Source organism: Inquilinus sp., assembly GCF_057815775.1.
In genome coordinates, this window is the sequence record NZ_JBYRFX010001116.1 from 1 (window position 1) to 6134 (window position 6134).

Here is a 6134-nt window from a genome sequence, read left to right on the forward strand (position 1 = left end):
GCCGAAGCCCTGCAGCGCCGCGACCCGGTCGGAGACCCAATCGGCTGCCGCCTTGCCCTCGACCGTCTCGCTCTCGCCCAGCAGGGCGCCGCCCAGGCGGTCGTTTTCGTCGCACAGGATGACGCGGGCCCCGGCCTCGGCCGCAGCCAGGGCGGCGCTCAGGCCCGCCGGACCGCCGCCGACCACCAGCACGTCGCAGAAGGCGTGGCGGCGTTCATAGCGATCCGGGTCGGTCTCCTTGGGGGCGGTGCCCAGCCCGGCGGCGCGGCGGATGATCCGCTCATACACCGGTTCCCAGAACGAGGCCGGCCACATGAAGGTCTTGTAGTAGAAGCCGGCCGGGAACACCGGGGCAAGCACGCTGTTGACCACGCCCAGCGCATCGAAGGCCAGCGACGGCCAGCGGTTCTGGCTGCTGGCCGCCAGCCCGTCATACAGCTCGACCATGGTGGCGCGGGTGTTCGGCTCATGCCGACCGCCGCTGCGCAGTTCGACCAGCGCGTTGGGCTCTTCCGACCCGGCAGACAGCACGCCGCGCGGCCGGTGGTATTTGAAGCTGCGGCCGACCAGCCGCACGCCATTGGCCAGCAGGGCCGAGGCCAGGGTGTCGCCGGGGTGGCCGTCATAGCGCTGGCCGTCGAACTGGAAGCCCAGGCGCTGCGATCGGTCGATCAGCCCGCCCTGGGCCAGGCGATGCGAACTCATCGACCGGCCTCCTTCGCGACGGTCCGCAGCGGCTCGGCCGCGGTGATCTCATGGGTCAGGGTATCGCGCGTGACCAGCAGCCAGGACCGGCAGCCGTAATTGTGCTGCCAGTATTCGCGATGCGCGCCGCGCGGGTTGTCATGGCGGTAAACATGGTCGAACCACGGTGCCGCCGCGGTCTCCTCATGCGCCGGCCGTGGCGTCTCGGCGTCGCCGCCATAGTGGAATTCCGACAGGTCGCGCGGGCCGCACCAGGGGCAGGGGATTCGCATGGTTTCTGCTCCTCAGTGCCGGTTCGCGATCGGGCCGACGCCGTTCTCGTCGATGATCCGGCCGCGCTCGAACCGGTCCAGGGCGAAGGGGCGGTTCAGCTCGTGCGGTGCGCCGTTGGCGATGGTGTGGGCGCAGACCCAGCCGGAGCCGGGGATGGCTTTGAAGCCGCCATAGCACCAGCCCATGTTGAGATAGAGGCCGTCGATCGGCGCCAGGCCGATGATCGGGCTGCCATCCATCGACATGTCCATCACCCCGGCCCAATGCCGCAGGATGCGGGTGCGCGACAGGTTCGGCATCAGCGCGATGGCGGCGGTGGCGATGTCCTCGACCACGGGCAGGTTGCCGCGCTGGGCGTAGGAATTGTAGCCGTCCAAATCGCCGCCGAACACCAGCCCGCCCTTGTCGGACTGGCTGATGTAGAAATGGCCGCTGCCGGCCCAGGAATAGACTTGGTCGACCACCGGCTTCAGCCCCTCGCCGACGAAGGCCTGCAGCAAATGGCTCTCGATCGGCAGCTTCAGCCCCAGCTTGCCGGCGAGGGTGGAGGAGGAGCCGGCGGTGGCCAGGCAGACGCGGTCGGCGGAGATCGCGCCCTTGGCCGTCATCACCCCGGTCACCCGCTCGCCGTCGCGCAGGAAGTCCAGGACCTCGCAATCCTCGATGATGTCGACGCCGAGATCGCTGGCGCCGCGGGCGAAGCCCCAGGCCACCGCATCATGCCGGGCGGTGCCGGCGCGGGCCTGGCGCATGCCGCCATAGATCGGGAACAGCGCGTTGTCGGAATAGTCGAGGTTCGGGGCGAGCCGGCGCAGGTCGTCCGGCTCCAGCCATTCGGAATCGATGCCGGCCAACCGCATGCCGTTGCCGCGGCGGCGCAGCGCCATGGCGCCGCCCACCGACGTCGCCAGGAAGATCGAGCTGCGGGCCGAGAACATGACGTTGTAGTTCAGCTCCTCGCTCAGGCCGTGCCACAGCTTCAGCGACCATTCGTAGAAATGCTGGTTGTCCTCCAGCAGGTAGTTGGAGCGCACGATCGTGGTGTTGCGGCCGACATTGCCGCCGCCGATCCAGCCGCGCTCGATCAGCGCGACATTGGTGATGCCGTGGTTGCGGGCCAGGTAATAGGCCGTGGCCAGGCCGTGCCCGCCGCCGCCGACGATGATGACGTCGTAGCTTTTCTTTGGCGTCGCCTTGCGCCACGCCGGCTCCCAGCCGCGATGGCCGCCCAGCGCCTTCTGCGCCAGCGAAAGGAAGGAATATCGCTGCATCCGTTGCGCCCCGTGCCGTCGCGCTTCCTGAACCTGGCTGTACAGTACACCACTGTATCTTGGGGGGAAGGGGGATGTTGGTGACAGGCATCATCTCACCGCGGCAGTGATCTCCTGGTGGGCACTATCCGGCGTCATTCCCGTTACCTGAAAGGACCGATCTCCACGGCTAGTCCGTCTGCAACAGCGATCGTGAAGAATCTTGAGACGGAGTTCCGAGTATCAGCCGTGTAATGTTGCGGAAGGGGCGCAGGATACGGCATGTCATCCGACCGCCCTGTGGACAGGTCCGTGTTGCAACACGAAAAAGACACGGATTTGCCCCAATTGATACTTGGCAGAGCCGATCGGCCAACTTCGATCGGCAGGAGATGGACATGATGACCGGTGCGTTGAGGATTTCCCCCTGGCGTGTTGGTATTGTTGGTGTTTTGGCCCTGTTGGCCGCCTGCGGGCCGACCCCGGCTGAAAACCAGCTGAACTATGCTTCGCAGCAGTGTTCCTATGGTGACGGCAATGCCTGCAATGCGCTTGGGCAGCTGTCCTACCAAGCGCAGGCGGAGCGGCAGCAGCAGGACACGAACACGGCGGTCGCTGCCGGCCTGCTGGCTGTCGGTGGCATCGCCCTCGGGGCGGCGCTCGCCGACGACCATGATGGCGGCTACTACCGCCACCGCGGCGGCTGGGGCCATGGCGGCTGGGGTGGTGGCCGCGGCCACCACTGGTAAGCCGATGCAGGTTAGGCCGCCCGTCAGCGTAACGCTGAGGGGGCGGCCACCAGGGCGTCGAGCGCAACCGCGCCGTGCGTCTGGACCAGGATCGGATTGACGTCGATCGTCTCGACGACATCGGCCAGGGCAACGGCGAGGGCGGAGAACCGCGCCGCGGCCTGGGCCAGCGCGTCGATGTCGGCCGCCGGGGCGCCGCGAGCGCCGTCCAGCAGCGGCCGCAGCCGCAACCGGTCGATCAGCCGCCGCGCCTCGGCGGCGTCGAAGGGCGGCAGGGCGAAGACGGCGTCCTTCAGGATCTCGGCATGGATGCCGCCGAAGCCGATCAGCACCACCGGCCCGAAATCCGGGTCGCGCTGTAGCCCCAGCATCATCTCGACACCCCGACCCTGCACCATGCGCGCCACCAGCATGCGCGGCCCCAGCCGCACGGCCAGGTCGCGATGGGCGGCGCGTACGGCCGCGGAATCGGCCAGGTTCAGCCTGACGCCGTCGACATCGGATTTGTGGGCGACGCCGACCGTCTTCAGCACCACCGGAAAGCCGATCCGCATCGCCGCCTCGACCGCCTCGGATTCGTCCTTGGCGGTGGCACAGGGCGTCACCGCCAGCCCAAAATCGGCCAGCATCCGCAGCGCCTCGACCTCGCCGAAGGCGTGACCGGCGCCCAGCCGCTTGCGCCAGCACTCGACCGCTGCAACCGGGGCCTCGGGCGGGCGCATCGGCGGCCGCGCCGCCGCATCGCGCCGGTCAAAGGCCAGGCGGCAGGCGTGCAGGAAGGCCGGCACCCCGTCCAGCACCGGCACCCCGGCGCGGGTGGCGGTCACAACAGCCGGGTCGGCGCCGCTGCCCTGGTGGTTTGAGACGATGACCACCGGCTTGCCGCTGGCCGCCCGCGCCCGATGCGCGATCTCGAGATACAGCGGCGTGATCTCGCCGCCGGCGGCCCGGTCCAGCGCCAGCGCGCCCAGCGCGGTGCCGGGGTCGGCCATCAGCGCCTGGAAGCACGCCTCGAAATCCGCGGGATAGTTCCGCCCGGTGCCCCAATGATCGAGCGGATTGACCGCCGGCAGGCCGGGATCCAGCGCCGCCTCCAGCCCCGCCACCGTGTCCGGCGCCAGCACGGCGAAGGGCACGCCGGCAGCAGTTGCCAGGTCGACCATCAAGCCGCGTTCGCCGCCACTGTCATGGGTGCTGGCCAAGCCGCCGGGGCCGATGCCGTTCGCGGCCGGCAGCAGCATCATCGCCACCGCCAGCTCGTCGATCGACCTGACCTGGCCGACGCCATACCGCTCGAACAGCGCGTCATAGGCGGCGTGGTCGCCGGCGATGGCGCCGGAATGGCTCAGCGCCAGTTGCGCGCTCGCCTTGGTCCGCCCGACTTTCAGCGCCACCACCGGCACGTTGCGCGCATGGGCCTTCGCCAGGGCTGCGGTAAAGCCGGCAGGATCCCGCGCGGCTTCCAGGAACAGCCCGACCACCCGGGTCTCCGGCTGGTCAAGCGCGAAGTCGAGATAGTCGGCCAGGGTGGTGGTCAGCTCCTGGCCGGAGGAGATTGCGAGCGCGTAGTCGATCCGCGCCTCGGCATCGACCAGCGCGGTGAACAGCGACCCGGAATGGGTCAGCAGCACCGCGCCGCCGGGCACATGGTCCGACCGGGTGGCGAAGCCGCACAGCCTCACCCGGTCGGTGAAGTTGTAGAAGCCCATGCCGTTGCCGCCACACAGCGCCAACCCGGCCTCCGCCGCCATGGCCCGGATGCGCTCGCGCAAGGCGGGATCGGCCAGCGGCGCGACGATGGTCGCGGCTCTCACCCCGTACCGCAGCGCCGCCTCGAAGCTGGCCGCGATCTGTTCGTCGCCGATGCAGAAGGCGGCGTGCTCCACCGGCTGCGGCAGGTCGTTGAGTGTCGGGAGGCAGGGCAGGCCCTGCATCGTCCCGCCCTTCGGGTTCACCGGATGGATCGGGCCGGCGAAGCCCCCTTCGACCAGCTGGCGCAACATGATGTTTCCGACCGAACCGGGGCGCGCGCTGGCGCCGACCACCGCGATCGAGCGGGGACGCAGCAGCGGGTCCAGCCGGTGCGCCATGGCGTCAGAACTCGGCCGGCGGCGTGGCTCGCCGCCGCGGCGGGTCGTAGAACGGCCGGTCGACCACACGGGCCCGCACCATCATCTTGTGATAGACCAGCTCGCGCAGGGCATAGATCTCGACCCAAAGGTCATCCTTCACCGTGTCGCCATAGGGCCGGCGCAGCGAGGCCAGGGCGATGTTGCGCTTGGCCGAGGGCGACCAGGCGGCGGCGGTGATCTGCCCGGCCTCGGCCTTGCCCTTGTGATAGACGATGGCGTGGTCGGCGGCGACGTTGCCGTCGATGTCCAGCCCGACCAGGCACCAGCGCGCCGACCGGTCGCGGCGCTGCGCCTGGATCGCCCGCTTGCCGGTCCAGTAGGCCGCCTTCTTCTCGTCGATCAGCCAGCCCAGCCCGATCTCGTCGGGCGTGCGGCGGCGGTCGACCCGGATGGCGGTCTCGGCGGTGACGAAATCGCCATTGGCGACGATGAAGCCGGCCTCCAGCCGGGCGAGGTCCAGCGCCTCATAGCCGATCGCCTGCAGCCCGTGCCACGCCCCGGCCTCCCACAGCCGGTCCCACAGCGGCAGGGCCGCCTCGGGCGCGGTGAACAGCTCATAGCCGAGATCGCCGGTGAAGCCGGTGCGGGACACGGTGACCTTGCCGTGCTTGAACCAGGCATCGCGGATCTGGAACGGCTTCAGCGTCTCGATGCCGTCGAAGCCGGCGCGGGTCAGCAGGGCCCGGCTGGTCGGCCCCTGCAGTGCCAGCGCGGCAATCTGTTCGGTCTCCTCCGCCACCTCGACATCGAAGCCGATGGCGGAGTCCAAGAGCCAGTTCAGATGCCGCTCCTGGCAGCACAGCCGGAACTCGGTGGCGCCCAGGCGGAACAGCGTGCCGTCATCCAGCACATGGCCGTGATCGTCACACCATGCCGTGTAGTGCACGCGTCCAACGCCCAGCTTGCGCACATCGCGCAACGTCAGCCGGTTGCAGAAGGCCTCGGCGCCCGGACCCTCGATCCGGTACTTGGTCATCGGCGAGATATCGAACAAAGCCGCCGTCGAGCGGATCGCGAAATATTCG

At 69.4% G+C, this 6134-nt stretch carries 6 protein-coding genes; 1 reads left to right on the top strand and 5 read right to left on the bottom strand.

Annotated elements, in window-relative coordinates; all coding sequences use genetic code 11:
* The 3 genes from AC3XYG_RS39835 to AC3XYG_RS39845 all read right to left on the bottom strand — a co-directional run.
* On the bottom strand, positions 1–705 hold a 705-nt coding region (locus AC3XYG_RS39835; RefSeq protein ID WP_489145455.1), incomplete at its 3' end, for an FAD-dependent oxidoreductase.
* Positions 702–977: a sarcosine oxidase subunit delta gene (locus AC3XYG_RS39840; protein ID WP_489145456.1), complete on the bottom strand. Its 276-nt coding sequence runs from the start codon at positions 975–977 to the stop codon at positions 702–704. The genes AC3XYG_RS39840 and AC3XYG_RS39835, both read right to left, overlap by 4 nt.
* Before the next feature lie 12 nt (positions 978–989).
* On the bottom strand, positions 990–2249 hold the full coding sequence (locus tag AC3XYG_RS39845; RefSeq protein WP_489145457.1) for a sarcosine oxidase subunit beta family protein: 1260 nt from the start codon (positions 2247–2249) through the stop codon (positions 990–992).
* Between the two features lie 377 nt (positions 2250–2626).
* Here AC3XYG_RS39845 and AC3XYG_RS39850 point away from each other — a divergent pair, with 377 nt between their 5' ends.
* Positions 2627–2977 (top strand): hypothetical protein, encoded by a 351-nt coding sequence (locus tag AC3XYG_RS39850; protein ID WP_489145458.1) that lies wholly within the window; start codon positions 2627–2629, stop codon positions 2975–2977.
* Positions 2978–3000: 23 nt separating this feature from the next.
* On the opposite strand, the gene AC3XYG_RS39855 is transcribed toward AC3XYG_RS39850, so the two are convergent.
* Complete coding sequence (locus tag AC3XYG_RS39855; protein ID WP_489145459.1) at positions 3001–5067, bottom strand: acetate--CoA ligase family protein; 2067 nt, start codon at positions 5065–5067, stop codon at positions 3001–3003.
* 4 nt (positions 5068–5071) lie between these two features.
* Positions 5072–6134 (bottom strand): aminomethyl transferase family protein (locus tag AC3XYG_RS39860; RefSeq protein ID WP_489145460.1); only part of this gene is annotated, 1063 nt, incomplete at its 5' end.